This is a genomic window from Streptomyces sp. NPDC015171, from assembly GCF_043079545.1.
Lineage (GTDB): Bacteria > Actinomycetota > Actinomycetes > Streptomycetales > Streptomycetaceae > Streptomyces.
On record NZ_JBIBUO010000012.1, the window covers coordinates 207,892 to 227,079 of the forward strand.

21 protein-coding genes are annotated in these 19,188 nt (G+C 73.1%); 10 read left to right on the forward strand and 11 right to left on the reverse strand.

Translation table 11 applies throughout. From position 1 onward, the window contains the following. Positions 1-135: 135 nt before the first annotated feature. Together ACF073_RS29365 and ACF073_RS29370 are read right to left on the reverse strand one after the other, a co-directional pair. Positions 136-645, reverse strand: coding sequence for a flavin reductase family protein (locus ACF073_RS29365; protein WP_392074416.1), 510 nt, complete (start codon positions 643-645; stop codon positions 136-138). Between the two features lie 207 nt (positions 646-852). Beyond that, positions 853-1,215: a TlpA family protein disulfide reductase gene (locus ACF073_RS29370; protein WP_392074417.1), complete on the reverse strand. Its 363-nt coding sequence runs from the start codon at positions 1,213-1,215 to the stop codon at positions 853-855. A gap of 314 nt (positions 1,216-1,529) precedes the next feature. On the opposite strand from ACF073_RS29370, the gene ACF073_RS29375 reads away from it, so the two are divergent. After that, positions 1,530-2,258, forward strand: coding sequence for a lysophospholipid acyltransferase family protein (locus ACF073_RS29375; protein WP_392074418.1), 729 nt, complete (start codon positions 1,530-1,532; stop codon positions 2,256-2,258). 36 nt (positions 2,259-2,294) lie between these two features. Here the strand turns inward: ACF073_RS29375 and ACF073_RS29380 are convergent, their stop codons facing one another. The 4 genes from ACF073_RS29380 to ACF073_RS29395 all read right to left on the reverse strand — a co-directional run bounded on the left by ACF073_RS29380 (position 2,295) and on the right by ACF073_RS29395 (position 6,218). Beyond that, the gene (locus tag ACF073_RS29380; protein WP_392074419.1) at positions 2,295-2,885 is read right to left on the reverse strand and encodes a transglutaminase domain-containing protein; all 591 of its coding nucleotides are present in this window, start codon (positions 2,883-2,885) and stop codon (positions 2,295-2,297) included. 80 nt (positions 2,886-2,965) lie between these two features. Next, the gene (locus ACF073_RS29385; protein WP_392074420.1) at positions 2,966-4,036 is read right to left on the reverse strand and encodes a threonine aldolase family protein; all 1,071 of its coding nucleotides are present in this window, start codon (positions 4,034-4,036) and stop codon (positions 2,966-2,968) included. Beyond that, positions 4,033-4,779 carry an SDR family NAD(P)-dependent oxidoreductase gene (locus ACF073_RS29390; protein WP_392074522.1) on the reverse strand — a complete coding sequence of 249 codons (747 nt, stop codon included), beginning with the start codon at positions 4,777-4,779 and terminating at the stop codon, positions 4,033-4,035. Before ACF073_RS29390 ends, ACF073_RS29385 begins: the two co-directional genes overlap by 4 nt. Positions 4,780-4,820: 41 nt before the next feature. Further along, positions 4,821-6,218 carry a DUF6421 family protein gene (locus ACF073_RS29395; RefSeq protein ID WP_392074421.1) on the reverse strand — a complete coding sequence of 466 codons (1,398 nt, stop codon included), beginning with the start codon at positions 6,216-6,218 and terminating at the stop codon, positions 4,821-4,823. 405 nt (positions 6,219-6,623) lie between these two features. Between ACF073_RS29395 and ACF073_RS29400 the strand changes: the two genes are divergently transcribed. Beyond that, a complete protein-coding gene (locus tag ACF073_RS29400) occupies positions 6,624-7,307 on the forward strand; it encodes a glycerophosphodiester phosphodiesterase (protein ID WP_392074422.1) in 684 nt (227 codons plus the stop codon). 26 nt (positions 7,308-7,333) lie between these two features. Here the strand turns inward: ACF073_RS29400 and ACF073_RS29405 are convergent, their stop codons facing one another. After that, positions 7,334-7,882, reverse strand: a complete 549-nt coding sequence (locus ACF073_RS29405) for a GNAT family N-acetyltransferase (protein ID WP_392074423.1) — start codon at positions 7,880-7,882, stop codon at positions 7,334-7,336. Between the two features lie 70 nt (positions 7,883-7,952). On the opposite strand from ACF073_RS29405, the gene ACF073_RS29410 reads away from it, so the two are divergent. Next, the gene (locus tag ACF073_RS29410; RefSeq protein ID WP_392074424.1) at positions 7,953-8,345 is read left to right on the forward strand and encodes a VOC family protein; all 393 of its coding nucleotides are present in this window, start codon (positions 7,953-7,955) and stop codon (positions 8,343-8,345) included. Between the two features lie 222 nt (positions 8,346-8,567). Then, on the forward strand, positions 8,568-9,332 hold the full coding sequence (locus ACF073_RS29415; RefSeq protein WP_392074425.1) for a VOC family protein: 765 nt from the start codon (positions 8,568-8,570) through the stop codon (positions 9,330-9,332). A gap of 54 nt (positions 9,333-9,386) precedes the next feature. Here the strand turns inward: ACF073_RS29415 and ACF073_RS29420 are convergent, their stop codons facing one another. Both ACF073_RS29420 and ACF073_RS29425 read right to left on the reverse strand, forming a co-directional pair. Next, on the reverse strand, positions 9,387-9,956 hold the full coding sequence (locus ACF073_RS29420; protein WP_392074426.1) for a MarR family winged helix-turn-helix transcriptional regulator: 570 nt from the start codon (positions 9,954-9,956) through the stop codon (positions 9,387-9,389). Next, complete coding sequence (locus tag ACF073_RS29425; protein WP_392074427.1) at positions 9,953-11,629, reverse strand: FUSC family protein; 1,677 nt, start codon at positions 11,627-11,629, stop codon at positions 9,953-9,955. Before ACF073_RS29425 ends, ACF073_RS29420 begins: the two co-directional genes overlap by 4 nt. Positions 11,630-11,819: 190 nt before the next feature. On the opposite strand from ACF073_RS29425, the gene ACF073_RS29430 reads away from it, so the two are divergent. From ACF073_RS29430 to ACF073_RS29445, 4 genes are all read left to right on the forward strand, one after another. After that, entirely contained in the window at positions 11,820-12,371 is a 552-nt protein-coding gene (locus tag ACF073_RS29430; protein WP_392074428.1) for a DUF5134 domain-containing protein, read from the forward strand. A gap of 91 nt (positions 12,372-12,462) precedes the next feature. After that, the gene (locus ACF073_RS29435) at positions 12,463-13,398 is read left to right on the forward strand and encodes a M56 family metallopeptidase (RefSeq protein WP_392074429.1); all 936 of its coding nucleotides are present in this window, start codon (positions 12,463-12,465) and stop codon (positions 13,396-13,398) included. Between the two features lie 92 nt (positions 13,399-13,490). After that, positions 13,491-14,213, forward strand: a complete 723-nt coding sequence (locus ACF073_RS29440) for a phosphatase PAP2 family protein (protein WP_392074430.1) — start codon at positions 13,491-13,493, stop codon at positions 14,211-14,213. A 10-nt stretch (positions 14,214-14,223) separates the two neighbouring features. Next, positions 14,224-14,913: an HAD family hydrolase gene (locus ACF073_RS29445; protein WP_392074431.1), complete on the forward strand. Its 690-nt coding sequence runs from the start codon at positions 14,224-14,226 to the stop codon at positions 14,911-14,913. Between the two features lie 70 nt (positions 14,914-14,983). On the opposite strand, the gene ACF073_RS29450 is transcribed toward ACF073_RS29445, so the two are convergent. Further along, positions 14,984-15,814 (reverse strand): hypothetical protein, encoded by an 831-nt coding sequence (locus tag ACF073_RS29450; protein ID WP_392074432.1) that lies wholly within the window; start codon positions 15,812-15,814, stop codon positions 14,984-14,986. 354 nt (positions 15,815-16,168) lie between these two features. Between ACF073_RS29450 and ACF073_RS29455 the strand changes: the two genes are divergently transcribed. After that, positions 16,169-16,837 (forward strand): TetR/AcrR family transcriptional regulator, encoded by a 669-nt coding sequence (locus tag ACF073_RS29455; protein ID WP_392074433.1) that lies wholly within the window; start codon positions 16,169-16,171, stop codon positions 16,835-16,837. A gap of 64 nt (positions 16,838-16,901) precedes the next feature. Here ACF073_RS29455 and ACF073_RS29460 read toward each other — a convergent pair whose 3' ends face one another. Then, a complete protein-coding gene (locus ACF073_RS29460; RefSeq protein WP_392074434.1) occupies positions 16,902-17,597 on the reverse strand; it encodes a DUF6214 family protein in 696 nt (231 codons plus the stop codon). 210 nt (positions 17,598-17,807) lie between these two features. Here ACF073_RS29460 and ACF073_RS29465 point away from each other — a divergent pair, with 210 nt between their 5' ends. After that, a complete protein-coding gene (locus ACF073_RS29465) occupies positions 17,808-19,142 on the forward strand; it encodes an FAD-dependent oxidoreductase (protein WP_392074435.1) in 1,335 nt (444 codons plus the stop codon). The last annotated feature ends 46 nt before the right edge of the window (positions 19,143-19,188 follow it).

The following is a 19,188-nucleotide window of genomic DNA, read 5'->3' on the forward strand; positions in this document are numbered from 1 at the left end:
GCGACCGAGCGCTCCGAACGAAATATTACTCGTCAGTACACCCAGTTCATGCCCGCTAAGCAAGCGCTTTGAACTGTGACCTTCGCAACGCAGCGTAACCGGTACTCGACCGCCTCGCAGGAAGGGGCCGCGTGATCAATCCCGCAGACCGTTGAAGCGGCCCTGGTGGTACAGGAGCGGGCGGCCGGCACCCGAGGGATCGCCGAGGACGACCTGGGCCAGCACGATCCGGTGATCTCCCGCCGGGACCCGCCCGACGATCCGGCACACCAGCCAGGCCAGCACGTCGTCGAGGACGGGTACGCCCTCCGGGCCCGGCCGCCAGACGGTGGGCGCACCGAAGCGGTCGGCGCCGCTGCGCGCGAAGGTGGCGGCCAGCTCGCTCTGGTGCTCGCCGAGTATGTGCACCCCGACATGGTCGGCCTCGGAGATCGCGGGCCAGCTGGAGGCGCCCGTGCCGATGCCGAAGGAGACCATCGGCGGCTCGGCGGAGACGGAGGAGAGGGAGGTGGCGGTGAAGCCGACCGGTCCCGATGCGCCACGCGCGGTGATCACCGCGACACCGGCGGCATGCCGGCGGAAGGTGGAGCGCAGCAGGTCGGGCGAGGCGAGCTGAGGGGTACCGAGGCCGGGCGTAACCGTCATGGAGTTGTCCTTCTGCGAGGGATGAGGGCGGGTCCGCGACTGCTCAGCAGCCGGGACAGCGCGCGCTCGCGGTGCGGGCGAGGTCGACGTGGACCCGCCCGTAGAGAAGGAGTTCGATCGGCATACGGTCAGGCTGACGAGAGGTGGTCCGGGCAGTCAAGCACCTTCCGGGATCTGAAAGATCTCTCACGCTTCCCTGAAGAACGCTCACACCGCCTCCCCCAGAGCCGCGATGACGTCGGCCTTGCGGGGCTGCCCCGCGGCACGCCGCACCACCCGTCCGCCGGCGTCCAGGACCAGCACGGTGGGCGTCTTGTGGATCTCCAGCGCCCGCATGAGGTCGAGCCGGGCCTCGGCGTCGACCTCCACATGGGTCACGCCCGGGACCATCCCGGCGATCTCGCCGAGAATCCGCCGGGTGGCCCGGCAGGGCGCGCAGAATGCGCTGGAGAACTGCACGAGCGTGGCACGCGTGCCCAGTTCACCCCCCAGTTCGGCCGCCCCGAGCCGCCCGCTGTCGTCGCCTGAGCGCACGCCCGCTCCCCCGTTCCACCGCTCCGGTCCGGTCATCCTCGGTACAAGCGTTCACGGGACCGTAAAGATTCCCCTCTCACCGGCAAGTTCTCCGGCGGATCCCGATGCCGGCCGGGGCGCGGGATATTCCCGCTCCGGCGATAAGGGGGACCCGAGTGGAGTAAAGGAGGCTTAAAGATCCAGGTGAGATGTAGGCCGACGTGACGAGGATCTCGCCCGCGCCGGGCACCAGGGCTGGCTACCCGTCCGTTCTTCGGGCACGATCTGCACGATGCCGTAGACCTACGGCTGCGTAACTTTCCCGCCGGGAGCCCCTTCCCCGAGCAGAGCAGAAAGGGTCCACCCCGCCCATGGCAGAGCTGGTCTACCGTCCCGTCATCGGATTCGCCAAGACGCTGTTCAAGGTCTGGGATCTGAAGATCGACTGTCAGGGTTCGGAGAACATCCCGCGCGCGGGCGGCGCCGTGCTGGTGAGCAATCACATCAGCTATCTGGACTTCGTCTTCAACGGCCTGGCCGCCCTTCCGCAGAAGCGCCTGGTGCGTTTCATGGCGAAGGATTCCGTCTTCCGCCACAAGGTCTCCGGGCCGCTGATGCGCGGAATGAAGCACATCCCGGTGGACCGCAAGCAGGGCGAGGCGGCGTACGCGCACGCACTGGACTCGCTGCGCTCCGGCGAGGTCATCGGGGTCTTCCCGGAGGCGACGATCTCGCAGTCCTTCACGCTGAAGAGCTTCAAGTCGGGCGCCGCCCGGCTGGCCCAGGACGCGGGCGTCCCGCTGGTCCCGATGGCCGTGTGGGGCACGCAGCGACTGTGGACCAAGGGGCAGCCGCGCAACTTCAAGCGCAGCCACACGCCCGTCACCATCCGGGTCGGCGAGGCCGTGGAGGCCCCCCGCGACCAGTACGCCGGCGCCATCACCCGCCGGCTGCGCGAGCGCGTCCAGGAACTCCTGGAGGCCGCCCAGCGCTCCTACCCGGCCCGCCCCAAGGGCACGGAGGACTCCTGGTGGCTGCCCGCGCACCTGGGCGGTACGGCACCGACGGCGGAGCAGCTGCGGACGGCCGAGGCCCACTGAGGCCCGCCGCGCACGCCTGAGCCCGGCCGGACCGGCTCAGAGCGCGCCGGGGAGCGTCTCCCACAGGGACGGTCGGTCGGGGGCGGCCCGTAGCGCGGCGAGGACGGCCGGATGCGAGGCGGCGTAGAGGAACGGGTAGTCCCTCTCCCCCGCCGCGGGGTCCGGGACCCAGGCCAGTCGCTCGCCGTCCAGGGAGAACCGGGCGTCGACGCCCGGCTTGTTGCCGCGCGGGTCCTGCCGGTGCCAGGCGCCGGCGAAGCGCACGGCGACCAGTCCGTGCACCGCGTGGCCGCCCTCGCCGTCGGCGAGGCGCTGGTAGCACAGGGCGGCCGGGATGTCCTCGGCCCGCAGCAGCGCGGCCAGGGCGTGGGCCTTGGCGTAGCAGATGCCGGTGCCCAGGGCCAGCACGTCGGAGGCCCGCCAGGTGACGCGGAGATCGCCGGAGTCCTGCGAGTGCGGAATGGCGTCCCGTACGTACTCATAGGCGAGCCGCGCATACTCATACGAGTCGGCTGCCCTTGCGGCCAGCCGTGCCGCGTGCTGCCCGACCACCCGATGATGGTGGTCGATGACCTCGTCGGCCGCCAGGTAGGCGGAGAGGTCGGTGGTGTTCTGGATCAGCTCCATGCCCGCAGAGCATAGGAATGCGCCCACCCGAGGGTCAATGAAATTTCGGGTGAGCGCATATCCATGCAGTCCTGCGGAGGCTAGCGGGCCATCTCCTCCTTGAGGGCCGCCACGAACGCGTCGACGTCCTCCTCGCTGGTGTCGAAGGAGCACATCCAGCGCACCACTCCGGCGGCCTCGTCCCAGAAGTAGAAGCGGAACCGCTTCTGCAGCCGTTCGCTCACGTCGTTCGGGAGCTTGGCGAAGACGCCGTTGGCCTGGACCGGGTAGAGGATCTCCACACCGTGCACGGCGCGGACGCCCTCGGCGAGCCGCTGGGCCATCTCGTTGGCGTGGCGGGCGTTGCGCAGCCACAGATCCTTGGCGAGGAGCGCCTCCAGCTGCACGGAGACGAAGCGCATCTTGGACGCCAGCTGCATCGACATCTTGCGCAGGTGCTTCATCTGCCGCACCGCGTCCTGGTTGATGACGACGACCGCCTCGCCGAACACGGCGCCGTTCTTCGTCCCGCCCAGCGAGAGGATGTCGACACCGACCGCGTTGGTGAACGTCCGCATGGGTACGTCCAGGGAGGCGGCGGCATTGGCTATCCGGGAGCCGTCCAGGTGCACCCGCATCCCGCGCGCGTGGGCGTGCTCGCAGATCGCGCGGATCTCCTCGGGCGTGTAGAGCGTGCCCAGCTCGGTGCTCTGGGTGATCGAGACGACCTGCGGCATCGCGCGGTGCTCGTCCTCCCAGCCCCAGGCCTGCCGGTCGATCAGCTCGGGCGTGAGCTTGCCGTCGGGCGTGGGCACGGTGAGCAGCTTCAGGCCGCCCATGCGCTCGGGGGCGCCGCCCTCGTCGACGTTGATGTGCGCGCTCTCGGCGCAGATCACCGCGCCCCAGCGGTCGGTGACCGCCTGGAGCGCGACCACGTTGGCGCCGGTGCCGTTGAAGACCGGGAAGGCCTCGGCGGTGGCCCCGAAGTGGCCGCGGACGATCCGCTGGAGGTTCTCGGTGTACTCGTCCTCGCCGTACGCCACCTGATGGCCGCCGTTGGCCAGGGCCAGGGCGGCCAGCACCTCCGGGTGGGCTCCGGCGTAGTTGTCACTGGCGAAACCGCGGACCTGCGGGTCGTGGTGGCGACGCGCGTCGGTCTTGGGAGGGTTCACGGCTTCTCGGTCAGCCACAGACGGTTTCCGTTCGCTTCGGCGGCGGTCTTGCTCCAGACGCCCTCGACGGCCTCGGCCAGGTCCTTGACGTCCGTGAAGCCCGCGAACTTCGCGTTGGGGCGTTCGGCGCGCATCGCGTCGTGCACCAGCGCCTTCACCACCAGGATCGCAGCCGCCGAACGCGGGCCCGCCTCGCCCCCCGCCTTGCGGAAGCCGTCCGCCATCGCGAGCGTCCAGGCCTCGGCCGCGGCCTTGGCCGCGGAGTACGCCGCGTTGCCCGCCGTCGGCTTCGACGCGCCGGCGGCGCTGATGAGCACGTACCGGCCGCGGTCACTGCGCTGCAGGCCCTCGAAGAAGGCGAGCGAGGTGTGCTGGACGGTGCGGACGAGCAGCTTCTCCAGCAGGTCCCAGTCGGCCAGGTCGGTGTCGGCGAAGTTCGCGCCGCCGCGCCAGCCGCCGACGAGGTGGACCAGGCCGTCGATGCGGCCGTGGTCCTTCTCGATCCGCGCGGCCCAGTCCCGGGTGGACTGCAGGTCGAGCAGGTCCACGGTCTCGCCGGTGACCGTGGCGCCGCCCCGTGCGTAGCGGGCCGCGTCCACCGCCTCCGCCAGGCGCTCGGCGTTGTTGTCGGCGCCGACGACGACGGCGCCCGCCTCCGCGAGCCGGACCAGCGTCGCGTGCCCGGCCGGTCCGCCCGCGCCCGCCACCGCGATCACCGCACCGCTGAGTGACCCGTTCCCCACCATGTTCTTCCCCTCTTGAGCAGTGTTCTGAAGGCGGTCGCTCACGCGGCGATCCGCTCGGCGCCGTCCGCCGTGATGCCCTTGGTGGAGGCGATCACGTTCTTCAGCTTCTTGGACAGCGCCTCATAGAACATGCTCAGCGGAAACTCGTCCGGCAGCACGTCGTCCACCAGCTTGCGCGGCGGCAGGGAGAGGTCGAGGGCGTCCGGGCCCTTGGCCCACTTGGAGCCGGGGTGCGGGGCGAGATACGTGGCGACCAGCTCGTAGCCGGCGAACCAGTGCACCAGCTTCGGGCGGTCGATGCCGTCCTTGTAGAGCTTCTCGATCTCGGCGCACAGCTGGTTGGTGACCTGCGGGGCGCGCTCCCAGTCGATGGCGAGCTTGTTGTCGGTCCAGCGGACGACATCGTGCTTGTGCAGGTAGGCGAAGAGCAGCTGGCCGCCGAGGCCGTCGTAGTTGCGGACGCGGTCGCCGGTGACCGGGAAGCGGAACATGCGGTCGAAGAGCACCGCGTACTGCACGTCACGGGCCTGCGGGACGCCGTCCGTCTCCAGCTTCACGGCCTCCTTGAAGGCGGTGAGGTCACAGCGCAGCTCCTCCAGCCCGTACATCCAGAACGGCTGGCGCTGCTTGATCATGAACGGGTCGAACGGCAGGTCGCCGTGGCTGTGGGTGCGGTCGTGGACCATGTCCCAGAGCACGAACGCCTCTTCGCAGCGCTTCTGGTCGTGGACCATCGCGGCGATGTCCTCGGGCAGCTGGAGACCCAGGATGCCGACGGCGGCGTCGGTCACGCGGCGGAAGCGCGCGGCCTCGCGGTCACAGAAGATGCCACCCCAGGAGAAACGTTCCGGCGCTTCGCGGACGGCGATCGTCTCCGGGAAGAGCACCGCGGAGTTGGTGTCGTAGCCCGAGGTGAAGTCCTCGAAGGTGATGCCGCAGAAGAGCGGGTTGTCGTACCGGGTGCGCTCCAGCTCGGCCAGCCAGTCCGGCCAGACCATACGCAGCACGACCGCCTCCAGATTGCGGTCCGGGTTGCCGTTCTGCGTGTACATCGGGAAGACGACCAGGTGCTGCAGACCGTCGGCGCGGTTCGCCGCGGGCTGGAAGGCCAGCAGGGAGTCGAGGAAGTCCGGCACCTGGAAGCCGCCCTCGGCCCACCGGCGCAGGTCCTTCACCAGGGCCTGGTGGTAGGCGGCGTCGTGCGGCAGGAGCGGGGAGAGCCGCTCGACGGCGTCGGCGACCCGCTCGACGGCCGCCAGGGCCTCGGCCCGCTGCGGCGCGCCCTCGGCGTCGAAGTCGATCGACCCGTCCTTCGACTGCCATGGCCGAATCTGCTCCACGGCATCCTTGAGTACGCGCCAAGCCGGATGCTCGACCGCCCTGGTCTGCGAAGGAAGCTGACCCTCCGCACCCGCCTGCACAAGAATTTCCGTCATGTCCCACCCTCCACAGGAGAACCTCGCGTATGGACACCGTATGCGTACCCCCTTTCGCTCAGCAAGACCGCGATCGGGAAATTGTTCTGTGCACTCGCTTGGTCACCGACATTTTTCCTGCCGCCCATCGTGACGACGCTCACTTCCGTCGGACCGTGGGCGGTGTCGGCCGGACGGTGACCCGGTCGGTCAATGGGTGCGGGGACGCGCCCACGAGAGGGTGACGGCCGGGGCGCATACCGGCCAACCCGCGCCTGCGCCGGAGCCCGAATGCCCCGCGCAGCCGCGGGTTCAACGCACGGCCCGGCCGTTAGGCTGCGACCTTGCCGCGCGGACGACGACGTCCGGATCGGGGGCATCGGTCCGCGCGCCGCCGAGCCGCCGTCGACGGAAGCGAGTTGAGCCTTGAACTTCCTTACCATCGGTCATCGCGGGGTCATGGGCGTCGAGCCCGAGAACACCCTCCGTTCCTTCGTCGCCGCGCAGCACGCCGGCCTCGACCTGATCGAACTCGATCTGCATCTCAGCAAGGACGGCGCCCTCGTCGTCATGCACGACGCGGACGTGGACCGTACGACCGACGGCTCAGGGGCGATCGCCGACAAGACCCTCGCGGAACTGCGCGCCCTGGACGCGGGCCGCGGGGAGCGGGTACCGGTCTTCGAGGAGGTCCTGGAGGCGGTGTGCGCGCCGCTGCAGGCCGAGATCAAGGACGTGGCGGCGGCGCGGGCGCTGGCCGAGGTGATGCGGGCACGGGACCTGACCGCCCGGGTGGAGGTGTCCTCGTTCCACGACGACGCGGTCGCCGAGATCGCGCGGCTGGTGCCGGGCGTGCGGACCGCGCTGATCGCGAGCCGGTACGGCACCGACGTGGTGGACCGCGCCGTGGCCGTGGGCGCGGCGACGGTGTGTCTGAACATCCGCCGGCTCACGCTGGAGATCGTCGAGCACGCGCGCGCGTCGGGGCTGCGGATCATCGGCTGGGTGGTCAACACCCAGGAGCAGCTGCGGCTGGTGCGCGCCCTGGAGCTGGACGGCGCGACGACCGACTATCCGGAGATCAAGCGCACGGGCCGCTTCACCGCGTGACCCGGCGGGCGGCCCGCGCGCGACCATCACACCAGCGGCTTGACCAGCAGCTCGAACTGCAGGTCGGGCCGCTGCGGGATGCCGAAGCGCTCGTCGCCGTACGGGAACGGGGACATCTGTCCCGTACGGCGGTAGCCGCGGCGTTCGTACCAGGCGATCAGGTCGTCACGCACGGAGATCACCGTCATGTGCATCTCGGTGACGCCCCAGGTCTCGCGCGACCGGCGTTCCGCCTCCGCGATGACGGCCTTGCCCAGACCGGCGCCCTGCAGGACAGGGCTCACCGCGAACATGCCGAAGTAGGCGTGGGCACCGCGGTGTTCCAGCTGGCAGCAGGCGACGATCCGGCCGTTCCGCTCGACGACCAGCAGCCGGCTCTCGGACGACTTGATCACCTGGAGCACGCCCTCGGGGTCGGTCCGCTGCCCCTCCAGGATGTCCGCCTCGGTGGTCCACCCCGCCCGGCTGCTGTCCCCGCGGTACGCCGACTCGATCAGGGCGACGAGGGCGTCGACATCGGTGTCGGCGGCATCGCGGAAGGTGAGTTCGCTGTCCGGGCTTGCGGGCCTGTCCATGGTGGCGGTCTCCGATCTCGGGTGGGCGGGGCCACCGCTGAGGGTAACGGTGCCGCTAGGCTCCTCGTGCATGGTGCATGTACTCAGCAGCCGGACCCTGCTCCGGCCCACCGATCCCGAGCGTTCGCGCACCTTCTACGGCGAGCGGCTCGGCCTGTCCGTCTACCGCGAGTTCGGTACCGGCCCCGAGCGCGGCACGGTCTACTTCCTCGGCGGCGGCTTCCTTGAGGTCTCCGGCCGCTCCGGGACCCCGGCCTCGCCCGCGGTCCAGCTGTGGCTGCAGGTCGAGGACGTGACGGCCGCCGCCGGGGAGCTGCGGGCGCGGGGCGTCGAGATCGTCCGGCCCCCGGTGCGGGAGCCGTGGGGTCTGATCGAGATGTGGATCACCGATCCGGACGGCGTCCGCATCGTTCTCGTGGAGATCCCGGCGGACCATCCGCTGCGGTACCGGCCCGGGGTCTAGGGCGACCGGGGGATGCAGGGTCCGTGTACGGGGCGGGGGCCCGGTGCGCCGGGTCCGCGCCGTCCGCCGGGGCCGTCCGCCGGGGCCGTCCGCCGGGGCCGTCCGCCAAAAGGGCGCCGGGATAACTTCCGTGCCCCGGTGCCCGTGGGCGCGGCGGCCCGGCCCTCGGGCCGGCCGGTTCCGGATGGCCGGGGCCCGGATCGGCGGCTAGCGTGCGGAGACATGAAGTTCGACAAACCGGTACTCGGCGGACCGTGCTGGACCGAGCTGGGGACCAGTGACCTGGACGGGGCGAAGCGCTTCTACACCGAGCTGTTCGGCTGGCGGCCGGAGACCGACCCGCGCCCGGAGGCGGGCGGCTACACGATGGCGCGGCTGGGGGACGCCGCGGTGGCCGCGCTCAGTCCCCTATACCAGGAGTCCCAGCCCGTGGCGTGGAACGTCTCCTTCGCGGTGGCCGACGCGGACGCGGCGGCACGGCGGGTGGAGGAGGCCGGCGGTGTGGTGCTCCTCGGCCCGATGGACGTGCTGGACGCGGGCCGGTTCGCGGTGGCCGCCGACGCGACGGGCGCGGTCTTCCAGCTCTGGCAGGCGCGGTCCTTCCCGGGTGCCGGGCTGTTCAACGCGCCCGGCGCGCTCGGCTGGGTGGAGCTGGCGACCCGGCACACCGTCCGGGCCCGGGAGTTCTACACCGTGCTGTTCGGCTGGAGCGCGGACGCCTCGGAGTGGTACACGCAGTGGGGCATCGACGGGGCGGACTTCGGCGGCATGGCCGACATGGCCGACCGGTTCCCGCCCGAGGTGCCCCCGCACTGGCTGCCGTACTTCGCGGTGGACGACGTGGACGCGACGGCGCAGGTCGCGCGGCGGGCGGGCGGTGCCGTCCTGCTGGCGCCCACGACGGTTCCGGACGGCCCGCGCATCGCGGTGCTGCGGGATCCGCAGGGGGCGGCGTTCGGCGTGCACCGGGCGGGCGCGGAGGGCTGAGCGGCGGCTCGCCCGCGGGCGAGCTCCGGCCCCGGTGCCGTACGCGCCCGGCGGCTACGCCCGCAGTGCGCCCATCCGCCCCTCCAGACGGCCGAGCAACTCGGCCAGCAGACCCGCGAGTTCATGCCGGCCCTGGTCGGGCAGCACCGACAGCACGGCCGTCTCGTAGGTGAGTTGCTCGGGGAGGATGCCGTCGACCAGGTCGCGGCCCGCTTCGGTGAGGCGGAGGTGGGCGACGCGGCGGTCGCGGGTGTCGCCGCGCCGCTCGACCAGGCCGCGCTCCGTCAGCTGCTTCACCCGCTTGGTGACGGCGGCCCCCGAGGAGAAGGTCTCCCGGGCCAGCTCGCCGGGGGTCAGCTCATGGCCGGTGCGGCGCAGCGCGCCGAGCAGGTCGAACTCGGGGCGGCTCAGGCCTGCCCGGCGCAGCGGCGCGTCCTCGGCCTGCTGGAGCAGGGCGGCGCAGCGGTTGATCCGGCCGATGATCTCCATGGGTCCCGTGTCCAGCCCCGGGTGGACGGCCTGCCACTGGCCGACGACGGCGGAGACGGTGTCGCCGCGCACGGGATCGGTGCCGGCCCCGGTCGCTTCGCTGCCGCGCGTCGGTCCGCCGTTCGTCGCCGTCATGGCCGTATGTCCTCCGTCGTCCTGCCCGGGTCCTGGTCACGGTCCCGGTCCCGCGGTACGAGTCCCTGCCGCCGTACCGTCGCCGCGAGCGTACGGTGTCCGGACTGCTCGGTGAGCACGACCCGCTCCTCGGGCAGGGCGCGCTGCCACCACTCGCCGGCGGCGGCGTCGGCCGTGGCGCGCAGGTCGACCAGCGCGGCGGCGAGGGTGCGGTGGGCGGACTCCAGGGCGCGGGGCGCCGGGTGCGGCTCGGCGAGCAGCCGGGCGGCGCTCTCGCGGGCGCGCTCCGCCGCGGTCAGCGCGTGGTCGAGCCGGTCGCCCGCGCGCCGGTTGGTGACGGCGACCGCGGCGGCGAAACCGACCAGTGCGCCGACGAGGGTGTCCGCGACCCGGTCCGTGATCAGCCCGGCCGGGTCCTGGGTACGGGCGAACTCGGTGACGAGCAGGGCCATCGGGGTGACGCAGACACTGCCCAGCCAGTAGTTCCGGCCGATCAGCGCCTCCGCGCCGAAGGTCAGCGCGAGGCAGCTCAGGACCAGCGCGGCCGGATGCGGATGGGTGAGCGGGGCGAGCACGGCGAAGACGAGGACGCCGACGAGGTTGCCGACGACCCGCTGGACGCCTCGGCTCCAGGTGAGGGTGACATTGGCCTGGTAGAGGGAGGCCGCCGTGACCAGCGCCCAGTAGGGGCGGCCGACGCCGAGCGCGAGGGCGGCGTATCCGGCGAGGGAGCAGCCCAGCGCGGTGCGTGCGGCGAGGGGCGCGAGGGGGGCGAGCCGGTGCCACGGCGAGCGGGGCGGCAGGGCGCGCTCGGCGGCCACGCCGAGGAGTTCGTCGGCGGTCTCGCGCGGCTGCTCGACGCGCGGGACCCGGCCGGTGCCGCGCAGTTCGCGGGCCCAGCGGCGCAGCCGGGCCGGCTCGGTGCCGGCGGGCGCGGCGAGGGCGACCTCGGCGCGGACGAGCAGCTGTTCGAGGGCGTGCCGGGTGCGGTCGGGGCGGGCTCCGGCGGCGAGCAGCGACTGCCAGGCGGCGTGGATCGCGGCGGCGCTCGCGGCGCGGGCCCGGGCGTGGCCGTCGGCGGTGCCGCGGGTGTCGGCGTAGGCGGCGGTGGCGTTCAGGGCCTGGGCGGTGGCGCGGCGCTCGGGGCCGTGCGGGCGGAGCAGGCCGGGCGCCATGCCGATCAGCCAGGCCCAGGCGCCGGCGGCCAGGGCGAGTCCGACGTGCCCGGGAACCTGCCCGAGGGTCTGCGGGGCGAACAGCGAGGCGGAGCTGATGAAGGTGAGGACCACATTGCCGGGCGGTCCGACCCGGGTGGCGTCGCACACCGTCTTCTGCACCGCCGCGAGGACGGCGCCGACGGTGACGAGCACGACGGCGTTCGTGGTGAGCGCGGCGGCGGTCAGGGCGACGGCGAGACCGCCGACCATGCCGAGCACCACCCAGGCCAGGGCGCGGGCCCGGGCGGCGTAGGGCCGGTTGTGGGCGTAGAGCGCGCACAGGGATCCGGCCATCGTGTACATGGCCAGGTCGAGCCGGCCGAGTGCGAGCAGGGTGAGGTTGGGCGGGGCGAGCGCGGCGACGGCGCTCAGCGCGGGCTTGAACCAGATGTCGGAGGGGCGCCCGAGGCGGAGCACGCCGGCGAGGGGAAGACGGTGGGGGGTCGCACTGCTCATACCATCAATTTAGCATGTGTTTTACCTGTAAATTATTTATCTCCGGAACCGTGCCCCGCCCCTGGTGGGCCGCCGCCGGTCACCCTCCGCGCTCCCCCGCATGCTCCCCGCGTACACCCTTGCGCGTGCGTGCGCTCCGTCGGTACGGGGCATCGCACCCTCGACCGACCGTCGAGCGGGGAGGTTGCGCGTGCACGGACCGGTGTCGACAGCCTGGTTGCTGGTCGCGCTCTGCGCGGCGACCGGGGCCTACTGCCTGCTGCGGATGCGCAGCGGGGTCGTGGAGCAGCGGTGGGCCGCCGGCGGCGAGGCGCTGATGGGCTTCGGCATGGCCGCGATGGCCGTGCCGGCGGCGGTGTTCACACCGCCGCGATGGGCGTGGCCGGTGTACGCGGCCGTGTTCGGCGCGGCGGCCCTGCGCGCGCTGTGGGCCGTGCGCGGCGGCCCCCATCATCTGCACCACCTGGTGGGCAGCGCCGCGATGGTCTACATGGCGGTGGCGATGGCCGACGCCCCGCCCGCCGCCCACCATGTGCACGGCGGCACGGGCGTACCCCTGCTCACCGGCACGCTCCTGCTCTACTTCACGGGCTATGTGCTGCTCTCCGGCGCCCGTCTGGTGCCCGCCGCGGCATCGGCGGGCGCGACCGGGCCGGTCCCCTGGGGAGACCGCCCGGAGCTGGCGCGAGCATGTCGGCTGTCGATGGGGATCGGCATGGTGGCGATGCTGCTGGCGATGTGAGCGCCGGACCCCGCGACGCCCGCGTCGACTGCGTCACTTCGGCGCCGTGGACCGTACCGCCGAACGGCCCCGCACTCGTAGGGTGCTGACCATGATGGTCCCCGTCGCCCTGCTGCTGCTCGGCGCCCTGACCGCCGCCGTCGCCCCCCGTCTGCTGGCCCGGTCCTGCTGGCCGGACCGCGAGCCGGTCGTCGCCCTCTGGGCGTGGCAGTGCGTCGTGGCGGGCGTCCTGCTGTGCTGCGCCCTGTCGATGACGCTCAGCGCGGCCGCGGCCTGGCAGGCGGTGCGGGGGCAGGTGTTCGCCAGCGCGCCGCGCGCGGTCGTGGACGCGTACGCGCTCGGCACGGCCGGCCCCTGGGCGGCACCCACCGCGGTGCTGCTCGCCTGCGGCGGACTGTGGAGTCTGGCCATGCTGGTCCGCGAGGTCGTACGGGCCCGGGCCCGGCGGCGCGGGCGGCGGGCCGACCTGCTGGTCCGCGCGCCGCTGCTGCCGGGCGAGAAGCCGGCGAGCGGCCGGCTGGTGGTGCTGGAGGGCGAGCGCCCCGACGCCTGGTGGCTGTCCGGCGCCGCGCCCCGGCTGGTCATCACCACGGCCGCGCTGCGCCGGCTGAAGGGGCGCCGGCTGGACGCGCTCCTCGCGCACGAACAGGGGCACGCGCAGGCCAGGCACGACTGGCTGCTGAACTGCTCGGCCGCGCTGGCGGTCGGGTTCCCGCAGGTCCCGGTGTTCGCCGCGTTCCGTGACGAGATGCACCGGCTGGTCGAGCTGGCCGCCGACGACACGGCGTCCCGGCGTTTCGGCCGCCTCACGACGGCCCTCGCCCTGGTCGACCTGAACGAGGAGCGGGGCGTGTTCGGCCCCACTCCGGCTCCGCTGGCGCATGTGCCGCAGCGGGTGCGCCGGCTGCTGGCCGCTCCGGACCGGCTCCCCGCCCTGCGCCGGCTGGGGCTGACGGCGACCGCCGCACTGGTGCCGGCGGTCCCGGTCCTGGTGGCACTGGTGCCGGGGCTGCGCGCACTGGGCTGAGCGCACCGTCCCGCACACCTCGCGCCGCGGGGACGCCACCCCGGCCCTCGGGGCGGTTTGGTCCCGGCCACCTCATCGACAAGGATCGCGGCATGCACCGTCACCCCGCCGCTCCCCCACCGCCCCGGCCCCCCGGTCCGCCCGGGGCGCACCGCAGGGCCGCCGCCCGGGTGGCCGCCGTTCTCGGTGTCTGTTCGGTGCTGCTGCTGGTCCTCGTCGCGGTGCGCTGGCACCCGCTGCTCGCCCTGGACGCCCGCGTCTCCCGCACCACCCACCACTGGGCGGTCGACGAACGCGCCGTGACCCGGGTCTTCCGGGTGCTGTCGGACTGGGTGTGGGACCCGCTCACCATGCGCCTGGTGGCCGCCGCGGTGGTGCTGTGGCTGGTGTGGCGCCGCGCGGCCTGGTGGACGGCGCTGTGGCTCGCCATCACCTGCGCGGTGGGCACGATCGTGCAGCAGGCGGTGAAGGCGGCCGTCGGCCGCCCCCGCCCGGTCTGGCCGGACCCGGTCGACTCCGCGCACTACGCGGCCTTTCCGTCCGGTCACGCGCTGACCGCCACCGTGGTCTGCGGCCTGCTGCTGTGGCTGCTGCGCCGCCACCGTCCGGGCCGCGTCCTGTGGTGGACGGCCGTGGCGGCGGCGCTCGTCTCCGTGATCGGGGTCGGGGTGACCCGGATCTGGCTGGGCGTGCACTGGCCGTCGGACGTGTTCGGCGGGTGGCTGTTCGGGGCTCTGCTGGTGGCACTCGCCGTACTGGTCCACGAGCGGCGGCGCAGCCGTCCGACGGGGCTCGCGGAGCCTCCTCGCCGGTAGAGTCCCGCGCATGGACGCCGTGTTGTTCGACTTCTCCGGGACGCTGTTCCGCGTCGAGACCACCGAATCCTGGCTGCGTGCGGTCCTGGCCGGGAGCGGACACACCCTGCCCGAGCCCGAACTGGCCGGTGCCGCACGGGCCCTGGAGGCGGCCGGCGCGCTCGCGGGCGGTGCGGCCCCGCTGGAACTGCCTGCGGACCTCGCGGACGCCTGGGCGGTCCGGGACGAGAGCGCGGAGCTGCACCGGGCCGCGTACACCGGCCTGTCCCGCCGGGTGCCGCTGCCGGACCCCGGGCTGTACGACGCCCTGTACGAACGGCACATGACACCCGCCGCCTGGTCCCCGTATCCCGACGCCGCCGAGGTGCTGCGCACCCTGCGCGACCGTGGCATCGGCGTCGCGGTGGTCAGCAACATCGGCTGGGACCTGCGCCCGGTCTTCCGTGCGCACGGGCTCGACGCGTATGTGGACGCGTACGTGCTGTCGTACGAGCACGGGGTGCAGAAGCCGGACCCGCGCCTCTTCTCGGTCGCCTGCGAGGCGCTCGGCGCTGATCCACGGCAGGTGCTGATGGTGGGAGACAACAAGGAGGCGGACGGCGGGGCCGCCGCGCTCGGCTGCCGGGTGCACTTCGTGGACCATCTGCCGGTGACCGAGCGCCCCGACGGCCTGTTGCCGGTGCTGGACCTGATGAGCTGACCGGGCCCGGACCGGACCGGCCCCAGGTTCGCCGCGGAGCCCCGCAGGGCTCCTACGGGTCCTACGGGTCCTACGGGTCCACGGTGCCGACGGGTGCGGACCGGTCGTCGACGACGATCCGGACGGGGGTTCCCTCGCCGTCGCGGGCCGGGGTGTCGATGACGGCCCGCACCGCTCCGGTGATCTTCAGCCGGATGTGGTCGGCGATCGCCCGGGTCACGGGGTTGCCCGTGGTGCCGGCGATGTGGGCGAGGCTGATGAGCGCGGCCACGAGGCTGGGGCCGGAGAACCGGACGCTGACGAATCCCTCGTGGTCCTCGACCCTTCCGGGGATGTGGAAGTGCTGTTCGCTGCCGGCTACCTGGACGAGGAAGGCCCAGGTGTCGCGGTGGGCCTCCAAGGTGGCGTGGGCTACGCCCGCGGCGGCCCGCAGGACGGCCTCGTCGGGTTCGCCCTGGCCTGCGGTCCCGGCTCCGTCCGGGCGCCGCGGCTCGGACCCGGCCTGCCGGGGTGGCACCTGCGGCTCGGGTTCCGGGTGCTCCGGCCCCGGCGCGGGGTCCGACGGGGGATGTGTGTCCGTCACCGGCGGAGCGACCGTCTGCGTCCTGCCGAGCGTGTCGTCGAGCCGGCCTACGGCGCCGCGGAGGGCGGCGAGTTCGCCGCCCATGCCGGCGAGCGGCACCGCGGTGCTCTCGTGGGCGCGGACCAGGGCATCGCGGGCGTCGGCCCGGATCTCGCCGAGCCCTGTACGGAGGGCGGCCGTGGTGTCCTGCCGTATCTGGTCCATGGCGTGCTGCTGGTCGGCGACCTGTTGCTGCACCGCGGCGAGGTCGGCGGCGAGCTTGCCGAGTTGTTCGGTGATCCGCTGCAGCTGGGCGCGGTCCGCACTGCCGAAAGGCACGTTCCCCCCTCTTGCTCACCAGTGGCCTTGAACAGGGTGGAGTCGGGGCAACTCATCGACAAGGACGCGAATGAGCCATGACCGGCAGGTTCCGGGCGACAGGGCCCGCCGGCGGTAAAGCCGTGGGGCTGGGGATCGCACCGCGGATCGGCGCCGTTCCGACGCGGACCCGGCGTGGATGGCGGGCCCGGCGTGGATGACGCGGACACGGCGTCGATGGTGCACTGCCGTCCGTCTGAGGCGCTCCCCCGCGTCGCCCCAGACGGACAGCAGCTCCGGGCGGCCCCAAGCACAGGGGTGCCCTTCCGCGTTGAGTATAGTTGGCTGGCAGCCAGTCAACGCAGGAGTTACAGGATGTCCCCGCGCAGCGCCTCGGTCAATGAAGAATTGCGGCGGCGTTCCCGAGAGCGGCTGCTGCAGGCCGCCGTGGAGCTGGTCGGCGAGCACGGGTTCGAGGCGACGACGCTGGCAGACATCGCTGACCGGGCCGGTTCGGCGCGTGGACTGGTGTCGTACTACTTCCCCGGCAAACGCCAGTTGGTGCAGTCGGCGGTACACCGGCTGATGCACCGCACGCTGGAGGAGGCGCTGGAGCGGGAACCGCGTACCGAGGACGGCCGGGAGCGGCTGGCCCGGGCCGTCGACGCGATTCTGGGCCTGGCCCGGGACCGGCCCGTGCTGATGCGCCAGCACATGGCGGGCCTGCTGCAGGCCGAGGGTTTCGTGCAGTGCCCCGAGCAGCGGCGGCTGGCGGAGCTGCTCAGCGACACCGTCGCCCGCTACGGCGCGCAGAACGTGACGGCCGACTACCCGATGCTGCGGGCCCTGCTGATGGGTGCGGTGTACTCGGCGCTGGTGCCGGGCGTGCCGATGCCGGTCCCGGTGCTGCGCGCCGAACTGTTCCGGCGCTACGGGCTCGACTGGGAGATGGGCGTGCCTCCGGAGAGCGAGCCGGCAGCGGGGGCACGGAACGGGGACCTGTCCCGGTTCTTCGCCACGGACGAGCGCCCGAGCAGTCCCTGACAGGGGCAAGTCGGCGCGTCAGCGCCGGATGTGGCGGGGGGTCAGCGCCGGATGTGGCGGGGGGTCAGCGCCGGATGTGGCGGGGGGTCAGGAAGCCCGCGTCCCGCGCCTGGGCGATGAGCCGCAGGGCGCGTCGGCGGCTGTGCCCGGTCGCGTTCATCACGGCGAGCACCGGATCGGCGCCCTCCCCCTGCGCCGCGCGGTACTCCCGCGCCACGAGCCGGCTCCCCTCGACTCCACGCGGCCAGGACGACCGGCCGTGACCCGGAACCGGAGGGCCGGGGTCGGGCTCGGCACCGACGCCGGTCCGGCGGTCACCGCCACCGGCACCACTCCCCTCGCCACTCCCGTCCGCACCACCCGCACCGCCGGTATCGCTCTCACCACCCGCACCGCCGGTAACGCTCTCACCACCCGTATCCGTCTCCGCATCCGCAGGTACGACCGGATCGACATTCGCATCCGCAACAGGTTCCTCGCGGGCGCCGCCCCCGGCACCCGCACCGCTCCCCGCACACCCCTCCCCCGCAGGCACGCCGCACGCCTCGGACAGCGGTCCCTGGATCCAGTCGGAGAGCACCGTCAGATCGGCGAGGGACAGGGCGGGCTGGGCCGTGACGTCCTCGATGGACACACGGCCCTCGTTCACCACGGCAAGGGCGTCGACCCGGGCCCCGTCGGGGAAGGCCAGCAGGACATGGAACCAGGAGGTCGTGCCGCTGGCGCCGCCGGACTCCCGCACCTTCCACGCGGGCCACACGGAGACCGCGCCGTCCTCCGCTTCCCGATCGGAAAGATGAAGAAAGGATGCTTCTAGCACACGCGCAACGTAACCGCATGATCACATGCGTCGCGGCCAGGCGCGGACGGAGGGGCGTCCGGATCACCCCACCGGCCCCTGCCGTCCGGCATCGCGCGGTGGGACCCTGGAAGAGTCCGCACGCCCCTCCTTCCGGCAAGGAGTACCGCTGTGCTGCGTGTCGCCGTCGTCGGTTCCGGACCGAGCGGGTGTTACACCGCCCAGAGCCTGGTTCAGCGTGATCCCGGGGTCCAGGTGGACGTCCTGGACCGGCTGCCGTGCCCGTACGGCCTGGTCCGCTACGGCGTCGCGCCCGACCACGAGAAGATCAAGTCCCTGCAGGGCAGTCTGCGGACGGTCCTGGAGGACGAGCGGGTGCGGTTCCTCGGCGGGGTCCGGGTGGGCGGCCCCGGCGGCCTGCCGGTGGAGCGGCTGCGGAGCCTCTACCACGCGGTGGTGTACTGCGTGGGCGCCGCCACCGACCGGCGGTTGGGGATCCCAGGCGAGGACCTGCCGGGCAGTTGGTCGGCGACCGAGTTCGTGTCCTGGTACAGCGCCCACCCGGACGCGGCCGACGCGGGCTTCCTGCGCGGGGTGCGGTCGGCCGTGGTCATCGGGGTGGGCAATGTCGCGGTCGACGTCGCCCGGATGCTGGTCCGGGGCGCGGCCGAGCTGCGGCCCACGGACATCCCGCAGGCCGCGCTGGACACGCTGTCGGCGAGCGGGCTGACCGATGTGCACATGGTGGGCCGGCGCGGCCCCGCACAGGCCCGTTTCACCACCAAGGAGCTGCGCGAACTGGGCGCCCTGCCCGGCACCGAGGTGACCGTGGACAAGGCCGATCTGGCCCTCGACCTGGGCGATCCCGGCGCGCTGCCCGCCGTGCAGCGGCGCAATGTGGAGGTGCTGCACGGTTGGGCGGCACAGCCCTCGGCGGCGGCCGAGCGGCGGATCCGGCTGCGGTTCTTCCTGCGCCCGGTGGAGCTGCTCGGCGACGGTGACCGGGTGGGTGCCGTCCGCTTCGAGCGGACGGTGCCGGACGGCGAGGGCGGCGTGACCGGCACCGGACGGTACGAGGACGTGCCCGCGCAGCTGGTGCTGCGCTCGGTGGGCTACCGCGGTGTGCCGCTGGAGGGGCTGCCGTTCGACGCGGCGAGCGGCACCGTCCCGCACCGGGAGGGCCGCGTCCTGCGCGACGGAGCGCCCTCCGCCGGGGAGTACGTCGCCGGGTGGATCAAGCGCGGCCCGACCGGGGTCATCGGCACCAACCGGTCCTGCGCCAAGGAGACGGTGACCTCCCTGCTCGCGGACGCGCCCACGCTGGCCCGGGCGGACCTCCCGGCGGATCCGGTCGTGGAGCTGCGGGCGGCCGGCGTCGACCCCGTGCCCTGGAGCGGCTGGCTGGCGATCGAGCGGGCCGAGGCGGAGCTGGGGGCACGGCTGGGGCGGAGCGTGGTCAAGCTCTCCGACTGGGACACGCTGATCTCGACGGCGCGGGTGGCGTAGCCCGCGGGGGCCTCCGGCGGCCCGGCGACCAGGACACACACCGGCA